Here is a 13,772-nt window from a genome sequence, read left to right on the forward strand (position 1 = left end):
TACTTAATTCTGTAACATATGCGGACGGGCATAGCCCGAAAGAGTCATGCCGGAGATCACCCGGAAATGGTAAAATAACGAACAGAAATTAGGGAGGGAACTGTGACGTATACCCGAATTAAAGTGCTTATTCTGCTGATTCCAACGGTCATGGTGGGTATCTGGGAGTGGGTGAGACATCAGTTCCTGATGCCTTACATCTCTATGGACACAGGCAACTTCTTAACACCTGTATTGGTATTTCTCTTCAGTATTATTCTGCTGCTGCCGCTCTTTCGCCTCATGGAGCGCAATCAGCGGGAGCTGGAGCAGGAGCGGGCGGCAACCGGAGCGATGGAAGCACGGGAGGCACTGGCAAAAGAGCTGCATGACGGCATGGCCCAGTCCCTGTTCCTGCTCTCTGTACGGATCGACCGGCTGGAGCACGGCCGCAAGGATGGCGGGATCAGCGCGGACAGTGTGGATCAGATCAAGAAGACCGTTCACGAGGTTAACCGTTATGTACGTCAGGCTATAGCCAATCTGAAGGTGCCGGTGAGCGGCGCGGAGAGCTTCTCGCTGGAGCGTTCTATTCATGAGCAGTTGGCGGCAATAGCCGGAGAAGTCATGATCGAGGTATCGCTGGACTGGCATCTGGAAGAGCGGGCGCTGACAGCGGCGGAACAGGCAGAGCTGTTGTCCTGCATTCGTGAAGCGATTATTAATGTGCGTAAGCACACACGTGCGGGCAGGGTGTCCGTATCAGGTCAAGGGAATGAGCACGGCTGGCGTGTAACCGTTGCAGATGACGGTGCGGGGATTGAGCATGATGATCCTTTTGCGGTGAGCGGCAGCTATGGCCTGCAGATTATGAGGGAACGGTCCCGCAGTATGGGCTGGGCGCTTAGGCTTCACTCAGGAGCGGACGGAACCACTGTAGAAATTGTAAAAGGGGGTGCGCAGGATGGAACGCTGCCGGGTGCTGATCGTCGATGACCATGCGCATGCACGCGAAGCGATGACCGAGATTGTGGGGCTGGATGAACGGTTTGAAGTGATTGGTGCGGTGGCCAGCGGAGCGGAGGCGATCGTCTGGACCGGGCAATGGATGCCCGACCTGATCCTGATCGATATCGAAATGCCGGGAATGGACGGTCTGGAGACCACGCGGCGCATTAAGCTGGAATATCCGTATGTCCGGATTGTCATCGTCACCGTGTCGGATGAGATCTCTTATCTGTTCGAAGCGCTGAAGCAGGGAGCGCAGGGGTATCTCCTGAAGAACCTGGCTCCGTCTACCTGGATCGAATATTTGCTGGCGATTGTAAGCGAAGAGGTGCCGCTGAGCCGGGAGCTGGCATTCCAGATTCTGAAGGAGTTCGCGGTCACCTCCGTCAAGGAGGAGCGGGAGGCATTAACGGCACGGGAGAAGGAGATACTGGGCTGTGTATCTTCCGGGTCCACCAATAAGGAGATTGCCGCCACCCTCGGGATCTCCGAGCATACGGTCAAGAATCACCTGAAGAATATCCTGCAGAAGCTTCAGCTCCAGAACCGCACGCAGCTCACAAGGTACGCCCTGGAGCAGGGGCTGGCTTCGCGGGAGCGGGATTTTCCGGGGAAGAGATAGATTATAACAAGAGACAAGGAGAGATTCATTTGAATAGATTGTTTCGTAAAATAGCCGCATTGGCCGCACCGGCAGCCGCAGCATTACTATTGTTCGCAGCCGTGGCGAGTGCCCACGTAACCGTAAGTCCAGCCCAGTCCAGTACGGGGGCCTGGGAGACGTATACGCTGAAAGTGCCGTCTGAAAAAGAAAGCGCCACCGTGCAGGTGGATCTGCGGATGCCGGCAGGCTCGGAATTCAAGCAATACGAAGCCACTCCCGGCTGGGAGGTAACAGTGGACGGGAATAAAGTAAGCTGGATTGCCAAGGATGGCGGCATACAGGCCGGACAGTTCCAGCGCTTCTACTTCACAGCCAAAAACCCGGACTCCGCAGGCGATATCGCCTGGGATGCCTATCAGCACTATGCCGATGGCAGCCTCGTGCAATGGTCCGGCGAACCCGGCTCGCAATCCCCGCATTCCATCACCGCCATCGCTGAAGCCTCCGGCAGCGCCGATGGCGGTCACGGCCACGGTGCCGCAGACATGTCCGGCAACGGCACGATGACCATGGACGAGCATCAGGCCATTGTGGAGAAGGAAGGCACCGGCACCTCGCCGATGGTTTACATTACCCTCGGCATCTCGCTGGTCTCCTTCCTGCTGGCAGCGATCGCTTTGCTTCGGGGCCGCACGGAGTAGGCTGGAGGTAAGTGGCGGGTTGACTTGTATGGAAGAACCCCGCAGCAGATGTGAATTCTGCTGCGGGGTTGTTTGTGGTTGGTATATCCAGTGTGCCAAATTATACTGCTGAAGCCGCGGCTCCTTATCCGTTAAGCAACATGAGGCTAAGTGGAAAAACAGCATTTATTTTCGCTGAAATCCCTACAAACAGGCTAACAGTTGGATAAATGCTCCTTAATTTAGCCGAAAGTAGATAATAAGTAAATTAGACCAGAATTAAGTGCTGTTTATCCAATTGCTGTCGGTGTTGTGGTGGAGAAAGAGAGAATAAGTGTTGGAAATCCAATTGTTGTTTGGAGGGTAAAGGGAGTCATCATCTGTGAATGTATAGAGGAGCTAACACTATATCCATTACCAGCACCTTTTATTATAATTGCAGATAACGGAGTCTAAGACCTGAAAAGACTTACCCTAAGTAAGTTATCTCTCAGAAATATTTCCAATAAGGGAGTGCATTTATGTTTGATGACATTGATTTTTCACCGGGTCTAATTACTTATATTGAAACGAGGTACTTGGATCAAGAGGATATATTTCAAGTCAGTTATTTCGAAGGAAAGTATACTCTTGATGTTGGCTGGTATAGAAAAGAGTTCGCGGTATATGTAATTAGAGCTTACGATTGGGAGAATCCGTTGTTAGAAAAGCGTTGTACAGAAGCGGGTATGCTACATGCTCTGGTTCATGAATGCTCTGTGTATGTTAGGGATATTCTAAGCCGCTAAATGTGTTATGTTTATTGATTGAAATGCACCCTAAAAGGAGGCCCCAAAATGTCCCTATCCCGACAACAACTGATCACACTCGTAACCAAGATCGTGAACGCCGAAGGAACAGAGGCGGAGCTGGACGAGTGGCTGGAGGTCGTAGCGAGCAATGTGCCTCATCCCGGTGTGAGTGATCTGATCTTCTGGCATGAGCCGGAGCTGACGCCGGAGGAGATTGTTGATGCTGCGCTGGGTTATCAGCCGATTGTGCTGCCGCCGCCAACAGAGAACTAGCTCTGAACTACCTTGCGATTGCTGATCGCAAGGCTTTTTATAGTTTCCTGCCTTGGAGAAGGTGTGTTGGAACAAATGTATGTGAAAAACAGTATACGTTGTGCTCGCAAGCAGGCATACGGCCTGAATGTATGCGAAAAACAACATAAATTGTGTTCGCAAGCTGATACACGGCCTGAATGTATGTGAAAAACAACATAAATTGTGTTCGCAAGCTGATACACGGCCTGAATGTGTGTGGAAAACAGTATACATTGTGTTCGCAAGCTGACATCGGCCTGAATGTATGTGAAAAACAGTATACGTTGTGCTCGCGCAAAGGTAATTTTAGTTATCCGTTAGGATGATTTTGTCCATTACGTACTACCCTAATCCCCAATTTCGTCAAGTGTGAAAATGGTGCGCTAATTGCTGACAAAATTCCCGCATAATCAACCATTTTCTCTCACAGCACGGGCGAAACCTGCTCTATAATGGAAGCGTTACCAAAGAATGCTTGGGGAGGTAAGGATCATGAGTCGAAAACGTATCCGAAGACTAGGAACACTCGTCCTGCTGGCAGCGATGTCAGGCTCTTTGTTTAACGTTTCTCCCGCAGTAACCCATGCCGCAGCCAGTGAAGATTACAGCTGGAACAGTGTGGTTACCGGTGCGGGCGGCGGGTTTGTGCCGGGGATTATTTTCAACCAGAGTGAACCGAATCTGATCTACGCGCGGACGGATATTGGCGGGGCTTACCGCTGGAACGAGGCGGACGGGAGCTGGATTCCGCTGACTGACACGGTCGGCTGGGCAGATTGGAACAAGAACGGCGTAGACGCGCTGGCTACCGATCCGGTTGATCCGGACAAGGTGTATATGGCAACCGGGACGTACACGAATTCCTGGGACGGCAATGGTCAAATTATGCGTTCCAGCGACCGCGGGGATACCTGGCAATCTACGCCGCTACCGTTCAAGGTTGGCGGCAATATGCCTGGACGTTCAGCCGGGGAACGGCTGGTCATTGACCCGAATAAGAACAGCATCCTGTTCTTCGGGGCGCGGAGCGGCAACGGCCTGTGGAAGAGCGTGGATTCCGGGGTAACCTGGTCCAAGGTCACCTCTTTTACGAACGTAGGGACGTACGTCCAGGATCCGGGAAATGAGTATCAGAGTGATATCGTGGGCTTGTCCTGGATTACTTTTGATAAAAGCACGGGCTCTGCCGGACAAGCTACCCAGACGATCTATGTCGGAGTCGCGGATACCGCCAAAAGTGTGTTCCGCAGCACAGATGGAGGTGCAACCTGGTCAGCGCTGCCGGGACAGCCGGTAGGCCTGCTTCCGCATCATGGGGAGCTGTCGGCAACCGGCGAACTGTATATTACCTATAGTGACGGGGTCGGGCCGTATGACGGACGCAAAGGCGAAGTCTGGAAATTTAACACAACCAGCGGCGTCTGGAAAAACATCAGCCCGACTACAGGAGCCGACAACTTCTACGGCTTCGGGGGGCTTGCGCTGGATGCCCAGCATCCGAATACGCTTATGGTCGCCAGCCTCAATGCCTGGTGGCCGGACGAGGTGATCTTCCGCAGCAAGGACGGCGGGGAGACCTGGAGCCGGATCTGGGATTGGGGCTTTTATCCGGAGCGCAACTATAAGTTCGAGATGGACATCACGGCGGCCCCTTGGCTTGATCATGGACTCTCATCGACATCACTTGATCCTGCGCCTAAGCTGGGCTGGATGATGGGCGATCTTGAGATTGACCCGTTCAACTCGGACCGGATGATGTATGGCACCGGCGCTACGATCTACGGTACGAATAACTTGGGAGCCTGGGACACCGGCGGCAAGGTTAAGATATCCGTGATGGCCAAAGGGGTAGAAGAGACCGCAGTGCTTGGGCTGATCAGCCCGCCAGCGGGTGCCCACCTGATTACCGCGCTTGGTGATGTATCCGGCTTCCGGTATGAGGATCTAACAGCGGCACCCGTCAAGTTCCAGACCAGCCCTTCCTGGGCAAGCACGAACAGTATCGATTATGCGGAGCTGGACCCGGCCTATGTTGTCCGTGTCGGCGGTGTGGACAAAGAGAAATATCCGAACGGTAAGTCGATTGGGATCTCGAATGACAACGGCAAGAACTGGTACATGCCGAATGCAGAACCCTCCAAAGGAGGCAGTACCACGGTAGGGCAGGGTCAGGTAGCTGTATCTGCCAGTGGGAATGCGCTTCTGTGGAGCACCTCGGATATCGGGGTCTTTTACTCCAAGTCAGGCGGCAACTCCTGGACGGCGAGCAGCGGAATTCCTGCCGGAGCGAAGATAGCATCCGACCGGGTGAATCCGAATAAATTCTATGGCTTCTATGAGGGCAAGCTCTATGTCAGTACAGATAGCGGAGCCACCTTCACAGCTACGGCTGCGACCGGCTTGCCAGCCAATAACGTGAACGGCCTGCAGCCGAACCAGGCGCAAGTGAGCCTGAAAGCCATGCCGGGCGTGGAAGGCGATATCTGGTTTGCCGGAGGACATCCGCAGGATAAGTACGGCATATGGCATTCTACGAACTCCGGGGCAAGCTTCACCAAGCTGAGCAATGTGGAAGAAGCGGACCTGATCGGGTTCGGAAAGGCCGCGCCGGGTGAGAATTATATGGCACTCTATACTGTTGCCCAGATTGACGGAGTAAGAGGAGTGTTCCGCTCGGATGACGCCGGAGCCAGCTGGGTGCGGATTAACGATGACGCACACCAGTATGCCAGAATCAACATGGCGATTACCGGCGATCCGCGGATCTATGGACGCGTGTATCTGGGAACCAACGGACGCGGCACCTTGTACGCTGATCCGGTGAACCCTCCGGCAGCAGGCTCCGTCATTACGCCGGTCACTGCCAGCTTCGATAAGAAGACTGGGAATCAGAGCGACATTGCAGTGACAATGACCTTGAACGGGAATACCTTGGATTCCATTACCAATGGTGCTTCTGCATTATCCGCTGGAACGGATTATACGGTGAGCGGTTCCACAGTGACGATCCATAAGGCTTATCTGGCGGCACAGGCTGTGGGAACAACCACCCTAAGCTTCCATTTCAGTGCCGGAGCTGCGAAGACCTTAACGGTTACGGTAGCGGATACGACAACAACGGCTAATGATTCAACCATCACACCGGTCACGGCCAGCTTCGATAAGAAGACAGCGAATCAGAATGACATCGAAGTAGCGATGACCTTGAACGGCAACACCTTAGCCTCCATTAAAAATGGTTCTGCGGCACTAACCGCCGGAACGGATTATACGGTGAGCGGATCGGCTGTGACGATCCACAAGGCCTATCTGGCAGCACAGGCTGTGGGAACAACCACCCTGAGCTTCCAGTTCAGTGCCGGCGCACCGCAGAGCCTGGCGGTCACGGTGACAGATACGACTGCACCAGTGGATGGCGGTCTGAAGGTCCAGATGTTCAATAGCAGCACGGCTAATGCTGTCAATGCCCTCAGCCCGCGGATCAAGCTGGTGAATACCGGTACTGCTGCGGTCTCCCTCGCTGATGTGAAGCTCAGATATTATTACACCAGTGATGGCGAGCAGGCCCAGAATTTCTTCTGTGACTGGTCCCAGGTAGGGAGCGCCAATGTGACTGGGACGTTCGTGAAGCTTCCGGCAGCCTTGAGCGGCGCGGATCATTACCTGGAGCTGGGCTTCACAGCAGCAGCAGGCTCGCTTGCTCCGGGAGCCAGCATAGATATTCAATTGCGGGCCTCCAAGGCAGATTGGAGCAATTACTCCCAGACCGGCGATTATTCCTTCAATCCAGCAGGCACAGCTCCTGCGGATTGGGCCAAGCTTCCCGCCTATATCTCCGGCAGTCTGGTATGGGGGATTGAGCCCTTGTAATCTGTAACGCATAGCCAGGGAGGTTCCGGCGGCAGCAAAAGAACCGGTTGCACATGATGAAATTCATGGGCAGCCGGTTTTTGATATGTCAGGATGTAATAAATTGCATATCAAGGGAACCTTCCACCGCCAGCGGACCAATATAGAGTGTAAGCAAGATAGAGAGGGGGAGAGGAAGATGACAGAAGAAGAGCTTCGGGAATGTCTGCAAAGGCTGGAACATGGAGATAAAGAAGCCTTCACCTTACTACATAACACCATTAGGCAGCAGGTGTACGGAACCGTCAGCCTGCTGGTGAACCGGCCGGCTGATGTGGCTGATGTAGTCAATGAAATCTACATCGAGCTATTCCGCTGCTTGCCGCAGTATGACGGCAAACGGCCTTTCGGAGCCTGGCTGAACGGTATGATCGTCAGGCAATGCAGCAACTGGAACCGCAGAAGCTGGCGCAGGCTGCGGCTCATGAACCGCACCCGGGAGCATGCATCTGAGAGTCTGTATCCGGGGGCGGACACGCAGCTTCTGGTCCAGGAACAGCAGGGAGAGCTGATGCAGCTGGTCAGCGGACTGCCGCCTAAGCTCCGCAGCGTAATTGTCCTGCGTTACTACGGAGAGTGCAGCTATGACGAGATTGCTGCGGCCCTGGGCATCCCGCTGGGAACCGCCAAATCCAGGCACCATAAGGCGCTACGCAAGCTGCGGCAGAATGCGGCATTTACAGCGGACGATGAGATGAAGGGGGAATGGACATGTCTGTCGGGAATCAACTGAAGCAGGAGTTCAACAGGTATAAACAACATACAGCGATGCCGGAGCCGCTGGAGCAGCGGTTAGCAGCGAGCTTTGAGCAATTCCAGCAGCCGCAGCAGAGAGGAAATAGGCCCGTGCACGCGCGCGGGACAGCGAGGATCGCCCTGGTACTCTGCGGCCTGATGCTCTTCGGAGGCGTGGTCTATGGTGCGGAGCGGCTATGGCAGGTTACCTATGGTGCAACCAGTTTGGAAGTGGATATTCATGAGGGCGCTAATGAGTCAACAGCTTTTGCCAACCAGACCCGGCGGGTGATTACAGAGATTCAGTCTCAGCTTGCTGATAATGAATCGGCTATGCTGTTAATTGCTAGATCAAACGGGATGAAGGAGCTCCGTATGATCAACCGTCCGCAGATATTCACAGATATCGAAAGCTGGAAGAAGGCTACAGAGCCTGTCACAGGTAAGCTGGCCGTGCCGGGCAGAATGCCGGAAGAATACCATTTTGCCGAAGGAAGATCCGACAGTACAGTGGAAATTACAGATAGCTCCTGGGTTAAAAAATACACCAATGTCCTTACCAAACGGCTGAAGCCCGGTGAGCATTATGCCTGGATCAAGAGCTTCAATGTGCCCAACCAGCAGGCCGGGACGGTCAGTCCTGAGCTGGTGTACCAAGGTCCTAAGGGAGAAAATGATTACATCTCCGTTACTTATTCCCCGCTTACTCCGTGGGCACAGCTAACATCTGACGTTTGGGCGGATACAAAGGTTGAGCATCTGAAGGTAAAATCTCAGGCAGCCTTGTATGTTGAAAACCGCCAAGCCTATGAGAATAACAGCAACGGCTATTATGCGTACATCCGCTGGATTGAGGTTCGGGAGAACGAGGAGAGAAATATAATGCATGAGGTAGGGACCGGATCGCCTGAAGTCACCAGAGAGATGCTGCTAAAAGTGGCGGAAGGCCTGCGTTAACCTAGAGCGGCGGTAAGACCGTGCAGACACATATAAACCTCTATCGTTGATCAGTACATCAACAATAGAGGTTTATATTGTTACCACTATACCCATGTTAGTCTCAGACTCCTTATCCTATCCTTTGTACTCAGCCGGGTAGAAATGGTCCGAGGCGGCAGTATATTTGCCTATCCTGCACATTCAAACTGCTCAAAACTGATCCGCTAACCACGATAGGAAGGATTGTGAAGCCTGTGAGCTTTAAGAAGCTCATACCGTTTCGTGCAGGGACTCACTTCAGGCGGGAATGTCAGGATCAAAGATATAGTCTCAGTCACAAGGAGGAGCGCTGCTTAAGATTAGCTGCCGGAGATTCTGTCCTGGCTTACGTTCTTCCTGCAGTGTCTGTTTCCTTGAGCTGATACCTGAATTATACCGTCCGTGCGGGGAATAGTAAAAAGCCAAAATTTTTAAATTTGCACTCCCAGTTTGGAAAAAGGTATTGTAAGCGCTATTATTCTGCGTTTTCCTTAGAATCTGCCGAATTCAATTCCCGCTGCCTTTGCTGTATAATGAAAAGGATGGTTTCAATGCTGCGTAGACTCCGGCAGCTTTGCCTGGAGGGAAAGGAAACGGAAATGAGTTTGTATGCAATGAAGCTTGAGGAACTCGGCAGCGGGCTGCTGAAGTCCTTTTTGGAGGATAATTATATATGTGCAGGCTATCCCGGTACGGGAGATCTGGAGAAGCATAGCAGAGAAGAGATCATCAGCAAGCTGGCTGCCGCCGGCTATCACGGGCAGGAGCTGGAGGGTGCAACCCATACTCTGGATATCTTCATTAATGCGATGCAGGATGGGGATTATGTGCTGATCGCCGATGAAGAATGGGTGTATCTCGGGGACCTTGGCGATTACTTCTATGATACCCGGCACAGCGGCGCAGAGGATAGTACAGCCCACCGGCGCGGTGTCACCTGGCTGAAGAGTCTGCCACTCGCTGCGGTTAATCCGGCTGTAACAGGGCTGCTTGCCTCTGACAGCAGAATAACTGCCTATTCAGGAGTGCTGCCCGTAGCCCGAATCGATCTGTGGCTGGGGAATCAGGCAGGGGATGGCGGGAATGCCGCCGGTGCCTGTCCGGTTCAGGTGGATGAAGCTACAGTAGCGCAGGCGCTGGCTGTCCTGAAGGCAGCCTTGAACAGCACGGATGCAGAGCGGAAGGAGCGTGCGGCTGTGGCGATTTTGCAGTATGCGCGGTGAGTATGGATTGAGAATACGGCAGGATGATATAGACAAGGGTCTTTCGGCATATTAGCCGAAAGACCCTTTTTATTAGATGAATTCAACAAACTCATTAACCGGCTTGCGGTAGCCGCGCGGTCTGATCTTATGCTGGTTGTCCTTGCCGATTGTAATCAGCATCACCGGAACCATATGGTCGCCGAGACCGAGGGTAGTCTTCACAGCCTCCGGATCAAAGCCGATCATCGGGCAGGTATCCCAGCCCTTATCCTTGGCAATCAGCATGAACTGCATCGCCGACAGAGAAGCATTGCGGATCGCTTCATCCCGCTGGAACGCATCATTCCCGGTATAAGCATCGTTGATAGATTGAATGGTTTGCTCGTATGCATCCTCGCTCATCGCTCCCAGCAGTTTAAGTCCGCTATAGATTTCAGGAGCCTGCAGGTAGGCATTCTTGTCACCCAGCACCACAATAACAGCAGAAGCAGTGTGAATCTTGTATTGGCCATACGCGTCCTTGCGGATGGCTTCCTTTACGTTGTCATCGCTGATCACCTTGTAATGGGTGTGTTGAAGATTATAAGCCGAGGGAGCCAAGCGGGCCAGGGAGAACATCTCTTCGAGCTCACTCTGCGGAATGGTAACACCTTCCACGAAATTATTAGCCGATCTGCGGGACTGCACCAATTCGGAAAAAGTACTCATAAGTCATTACCTCCATCTAATATGTATGCTGCTTAGTAATAATCAATTGCTGATATTAATTAATAAACTTACATTTAGTTACTTGCTTAAGATATCACGACTCTTTGTATACGTCAATGAGGAAAAACATAATAATTTGTAAATTTAACCTGATCAAACGACTGAGTTCGATAAAACCGATGAGGAAGTGATAATAATCACAAAAATAGGTTGCAAAGGTAAAAAGATTGTGACAATAATAACAAATAGAGTGTTATAATAGTCACATAGTTTCACCTGGATGTCATTGTGCAAGAATACGATTTGTAAAAGGAGACTTCGATATGTCAGAAACCGTTACCCAAACCCTACCTGAACAAGAAATACCAGAAGCAGCTCTTCCCAGAGAGGATGTGCTGAAAGAGCTTTTGAAGCCGGAGGTGCAGCAATCTCTGATTCTTTTGGTAGAGCAGCTGCCGCAGATCACACAAATGGTCAGTGTATTGTCCAAATCACTAGATTTTGTGCAGTCGGTTGCCACGGATGAAGTACTTAAGAATGATACAGTCGGTGCGATTAAGGAAATGGCGGGTCCTGTGGTGGGCACTGCCAAGAATCTGGCGGCTACTGTCATTGAAGCGAAAGACCGCGCCGAAGCAAGCAGCGAAACAGTCAGCCTGTTCGGCATGATGAAGATGATCAAGGACCCGCAGGTACAGAAGGCTCTCCGGTTCATGAATGCCTATCTGCAGGTCAGCGGTGAACGTCAATCGGGCAAATAAGCCCGTAATACTTAATGATGGAGGAATTATCATGTCAAAACATATAGTGATTCTAGGTGCAGGCTACGGCGGCCTGCTTAGTGCCTTAACCATTCGTAAATATATGAGCAAAGCGGAAGCTAAAATAACAGTAGTCAATCAGTATCCGACACATCAGATTATTACGGAATTGCACCGGCTTGCAGCGGGCAGTGCGTCTGAACAGGCGGTTGCCATGCCACTGGCGAAGCTGTTCGCCGGTAAAGATATTGATCTGAAAATCGCCAAGGTCAATTCGTTCTCCCCGGAGAACAAGCAGGTTATTCTCTCGGACGGCGTCATGCTGACCTATGATGCTCTCGTTGTCGGTCTGGGCAGCACCACCGCATACTTTGGTATTCCGGGACTTGAAGAATACAGCATGGTGCTGAAATCAGCAGCAGATGCGCTGCGGATCCGCCGTCATATTGAAGACCGGATTCGTGACTACTCCAAAACCCGCAACGCAGCAGATGCAACAATTCTGATCGGCGGCGGCGGACTGACTGGCGTAGAGCTGGTAGGCGAAATTGCCGATATTCTGCCTAAGCTGACGAAGCAATATGGAGTGAATCCTGCTGAGATCAAGCTTCTGCTCGTTGAAGCGGGTCCGAAGATTCTCCCTGTCCTGCCGGATCATCTGATTGAGCGCGCTACAGCCAGCCTGGAGAAGCGCGGGGTGCAATTCCTGACGGGTCTTCCGGTTACGAAGGTGGCCGATAATAAGATTGATCTCAAGGATGGGCAGCAGATTGTGGCGAACACCTTCGTCTGGACCGGCGGGGTACAGGGCAATCCGCTGGTTGGCGAATCCGGTCTTGAAGTCAACCGCGGCCGGGCCACGGTGAATGAGTTCCTGCAGTCCACTTCACACCCTAATGTATTTGTAGCCGGAGACAGCGCTGTTGTCTTTGCACCGGATGGCCGTCCTTATCCGCCAACGGCACAGATCGCCTGGCAGATGGGTGAGCTGATTGGCTACAATCTGTTCGCTTATCTTAATGATAAACCGCAGGAAGCCTTCAGCCCGGTCAATTCCGGCACACTCGCCAGCCTCGGACGCAAAGACGGGGTAGCCATTGTCGGCGGTAACTCCACTCCGCTGAAGGGGCTACCGGCAACGCTGATGAAGGAAGCCAGCAATATCCGTTACTTGACTCATATCCACGGCTTGTTCAGCCTGGCCTATTAATCATCTATCCTTAGATCCCCCTGGGGCTGTCCTATGGCAGTCTGAGGGGGTTTTTCTGAAAATATAAGAATTTATGTGTTGCACATGATAAATTATCCTTCTATTTCTCGCTGAAACGGTACCGTCCTTTAAAAGGACGGCAAAGTGTTTCCACTTGTTTAATATAAGGAATAATTTTCAATGAAAACGTGTCCGCAGGAAAGCCGATTTGCTATAATGATCATGTTTACATACTATAGATGTTTTCATAGGAGGATTTCAGGCATGCCATTTCAAAAGAACGATATCATCCTGTTTCAGGGGGATAGTATCACAGATTGTGGACGCAATTACGCCGATGCCTCATCGCTGGGTGTAGGTTACGCGCTGATGGCGGGTGCCCGGCTTGGCCTTCAGTATGCGGAGAAGAATCTTACGTTCCTGAACCGCGGAATCAGCGGCAACCGGGCGGTCGATCTGCAGGAGCGCTGGGAGAGGGATTGTCTTGCGCTGAAGCCAACCTGGGTGTCTATCTATATTGGCATAAATGATACCTGGCGGTGGTATGATTCCGGGCAGGAGACTACAGCGGCTGAATTTGAGACGTCCTACCGTGATCTGATTGAACGGACCAAGCAGCATCTGGATGCCAAGCTGGTGCTGGTGGAGCCGTTCGTATTGCCGGTGCCGGAAGACCGCAAGGGCTGGCGTCAGGATCTGGACCCCAAAATCCACGTAGTCCGTGAGCTGGCCCGTGAATACGGCGCTGTACTCGTGCCGCTGGATGGCCTGTTCGCAGCGGCATCCGTCAAGGCTGAACCTGCCTACTGGGCGGCGGATGGCGTACACCCTTCGCCTGCCGGACATGCCTTAATCGCCGATGCCTGGATGAAGGCTGTAGGTGCAATAAGCTAAGAAGTACGTTGATTTC

General features: G+C 52.4%; 13 protein-coding genes. 12 read left to right on the plus strand and 1 reads right to left on the minus strand.

What is annotated here, in order from left to right; genetic code table 11:
- Positions 1–102 precede the first annotated feature (102 nt).
- The 9 genes from NYE26_RS11420 (at position 103) to NYE26_RS11460 (ending at position 10,201) form a co-directional block, all read left to right on the plus strand.
- Complete coding sequence (locus tag NYE26_RS11420; protein ID WP_339255892.1) at positions 103–975, plus strand: histidine kinase; 873 nt, start codon at positions 103–105, stop codon at positions 973–975.
- Complete coding sequence (locus NYE26_RS11425; protein WP_209877779.1) at positions 944–1,609, plus strand: response regulator transcription factor; 666 nt, start codon at positions 944–946, stop codon at positions 1,607–1,609. The genes NYE26_RS11420 and NYE26_RS11425 overlap by 32 nt, the downstream gene beginning before the upstream one ends.
- A gap of 29 nt (positions 1,610–1,638) precedes the next feature.
- Positions 1,639–2,292 carry a DUF1775 domain-containing protein gene (locus NYE26_RS11430; protein ID WP_339255893.1) on the plus strand — a complete coding sequence of 218 codons (654 nt, stop codon included), beginning with the start codon at positions 1,639–1,641 and terminating at the stop codon, positions 2,290–2,292.
- A gap of 500 nt (positions 2,293–2,792) precedes the next feature.
- Complete coding sequence (locus tag NYE26_RS11435; protein WP_339255895.1) at positions 2,793–3,059, plus strand: hypothetical protein; 267 nt, start codon at positions 2,793–2,795, stop codon at positions 3,057–3,059.
- 48 nt (positions 3,060–3,107) lie between these two features.
- The gene (locus NYE26_RS11440) at positions 3,108–3,335 is read left to right on the plus strand and encodes a hypothetical protein (protein ID WP_339255897.1); all 228 of its coding nucleotides are present in this window, start codon (positions 3,108–3,110) and stop codon (positions 3,333–3,335) included.
- A gap of 513 nt (positions 3,336–3,848) precedes the next feature.
- Positions 3,849–7,226: a X2-like carbohydrate binding domain-containing protein gene (locus tag NYE26_RS11445; RefSeq protein ID WP_339255899.1), complete on the plus strand. Its 3,378-nt coding sequence runs from the start codon at positions 3,849–3,851 to the stop codon at positions 7,224–7,226.
- 178 nt (positions 7,227–7,404) lie between these two features.
- A complete protein-coding gene (locus NYE26_RS11450; RefSeq protein ID WP_339255901.1) occupies positions 7,405–7,998 on the plus strand; it encodes a sigma-70 family RNA polymerase sigma factor in 594 nt (197 codons plus the stop codon).
- Positions 7,977–8,957, plus strand: coding sequence for a hypothetical protein (locus NYE26_RS11455; RefSeq protein ID WP_339255903.1), 981 nt, complete (start codon positions 7,977–7,979; stop codon positions 8,955–8,957). Before NYE26_RS11450 ends, NYE26_RS11455 begins: the two co-directional genes overlap by 22 nt.
- 635 nt (positions 8,958–9,592) lie before the next feature.
- Complete coding sequence (locus NYE26_RS11460) at positions 9,593–10,201, plus strand: hypothetical protein (protein ID WP_339255905.1); 609 nt, start codon at positions 9,593–9,595, stop codon at positions 10,199–10,201.
- A gap of 72 nt (positions 10,202–10,273) precedes the next feature.
- Here the strand turns inward: NYE26_RS11460 and NYE26_RS11465 are convergent, their stop codons facing one another.
- Entirely contained in the window at positions 10,274–10,891 is a 618-nt protein-coding gene (locus NYE26_RS11465) for a nitroreductase family protein (protein WP_339255907.1), read from the minus strand.
- 323 nt (positions 10,892–11,214) lie between these two features.
- On the opposite strand from NYE26_RS11465, the gene NYE26_RS11470 reads away from it, so the two are divergent.
- The 3 genes from NYE26_RS11470 to NYE26_RS11480 all read left to right on the plus strand — a co-directional run bounded on the left by NYE26_RS11470 (position 11,215) and on the right by NYE26_RS11480 (position 13,756).
- Positions 11,215–11,652 (plus strand): DUF1641 domain-containing protein, encoded by a 438-nt coding sequence (locus tag NYE26_RS11470; RefSeq protein WP_036729594.1) that lies wholly within the window; start codon positions 11,215–11,217, stop codon positions 11,650–11,652.
- A 31-nt stretch (positions 11,653–11,683) separates the two neighbouring features.
- On the plus strand, positions 11,684–12,862 hold the full coding sequence (locus NYE26_RS11475) for an NAD(P)/FAD-dependent oxidoreductase (RefSeq protein WP_339255909.1): 1,179 nt from the start codon (positions 11,684–11,686) through the stop codon (positions 12,860–12,862).
- Between the two features lie 264 nt (positions 12,863–13,126).
- Positions 13,127–13,756, plus strand: coding sequence for an SGNH/GDSL hydrolase family protein (locus NYE26_RS11480; RefSeq protein WP_036729589.1), 630 nt, complete (start codon positions 13,127–13,129; stop codon positions 13,754–13,756).
- Positions 13,757–13,772 lie beyond the last annotated feature (16 nt).

The sequence above is a fragment of the Paenibacillus sp. FSL P2-0136 genome (assembly GCF_037975325.1).
Taxonomy (GTDB): domain Bacteria; phylum Bacillota; class Bacilli; order Paenibacillales; family Paenibacillaceae; genus Paenibacillus_AQ; species Paenibacillus_AQ silagei.

Bases quoted from the DNA above. Each gene is read 5' to 3' on its own strand.
- NYE26_RS11435 (WP_339255895.1), top strand. From the start codon at position 2,793: ATGTTTGATGACATTGATTTTTCACCGGGTCTAATTACTTATATTGAA.
- NYE26_RS11455 (WP_339255903.1), top strand. From the start codon at position 7,977: ATGTCTGTCGGGAATCAACTGAAGCAGGAGTTCAACAGGTATAAACAA.
- NYE26_RS11465 (WP_339255907.1), bottom strand. From the start codon at position 10,891: ATGAGTACTTTTTCCGAATTGGTGCAGTCCCGCAGATCGGCTAATAAT.
- NYE26_RS11425 (WP_209877779.1), top strand. From the start codon at position 944: ATGGAACGCTGCCGGGTGCTGATCGTCGATGACCATGCGCATGCACGC.
- NYE26_RS11460 (WP_339255905.1), top strand. From the start codon at position 9,593: ATGAAGCTTGAGGAACTCGGCAGCGGGCTGCTGAAGTCCTTTTTGGAG.
- NYE26_RS11480 (WP_036729589.1), top strand. From the start codon at position 13,127: ATGCCATTTCAAAAGAACGATATCATCCTGTTTCAGGGGGATAGTATC.
- NYE26_RS11450 (WP_339255901.1), top strand. From the start codon at position 7,405: ATGACAGAAGAAGAGCTTCGGGAATGTCTGCAAAGGCTGGAACATGGA.
- NYE26_RS11440 (WP_339255897.1), top strand. From the start codon at position 3,108: ATGTCCCTATCCCGACAACAACTGATCACACTCGTAACCAAGATCGTG.
- NYE26_RS11445 (WP_339255899.1), top strand. From the start codon at position 3,849: ATGAGTCGAAAACGTATCCGAAGACTAGGAACACTCGTCCTGCTGGCA.
- NYE26_RS11470 (WP_036729594.1), top strand. From the start codon at position 11,215: ATGTCAGAAACCGTTACCCAAACCCTACCTGAACAAGAAATACCAGAA.
- NYE26_RS11475 (WP_339255909.1), top strand. From the start codon at position 11,684: ATGTCAAAACATATAGTGATTCTAGGTGCAGGCTACGGCGGCCTGCTT.